Genomic DNA, 750 nt, shown 5'->3' with positions numbered 1-750 from the left:
GTCAGATATGGCCTTTAAATTTTTTCTTGGTCTGGCTCCTGAGGATTCTGTTATCGAGCCATCTTCTCTGACAAAATTTAGAAAGCTAAGAATTAAAGATAACAAACTGCTTGATGTATTGATTCAGAAGTCTGTTCAAATTGCACTCGAACATAACTTGATTAAGAGTAAAATCCTCATTGTGGATGCCACTCACACCAAATCTCATTATAATCATAAGAAACCCCAAGAAATCCTTAGAGAGCGTTCAAAAGCTTTACGTAAAACAATTTATCAACATTCAGAAGATATCAAAATAGAATTTCCAAAGAAACCTCAGGAAGATAACCTCGAAGTAGAGTTGACCTATACAGAGGAGTTAATGGCTGTGGTTGAAAAACACGAGGAACTCTTAGCCCTACCGGCTGTGTCTCAAAAGTTCAATTACCTAAAAGAGGCTGTCGAGGACGACTTAGAACACTTGGAAGCTTCTGTTAAGGAGGAGGCTAGGCTTGGACATAAGACAGCCGACAGCTCTTTCTATGGATATAAAAGTCATATCGCTATGACGGATGAACGGATTATTACTGCTTGTGTGGTCACTTCTGGCGAACAAAGCGATGGGAAATATTTACCTGAATTATATGCCAAAACAAAGGAAAATAGTCTGGACATCGAGACTATTATTGGTGATGCGGCTTATTCAGGAAAGGACAACATTCAACTAGCTCGCAAAGAAAAGATTCATTTGGTTTCAAAACTGAATCCTTC

At 38.5% G+C, this 750-nt stretch carries 1 protein-coding gene; it reads left to right on the top strand.

What is annotated here, in order from left to right; genetic code table 11:
* Positions 1–7 precede the first annotated feature (7 nt).
* Positions 8–750, top strand: a 743-nt coding sequence (locus tag O3650_RS09545; protein ID WP_371492025.1) for a transposase, incomplete at its 3' end; no start/stop codon positions are given.

The organism is Streptococcus sp. 20925_1_24, assembly GCF_041432335.1.
Classification (GTDB): domain Bacteria; phylum Bacillota; class Bacilli; order Lactobacillales; family Streptococcaceae; genus Streptococcus; species Streptococcus mitis_BM.
This window is presented reverse-complemented; position numbering and strand designations above follow the sequence as displayed.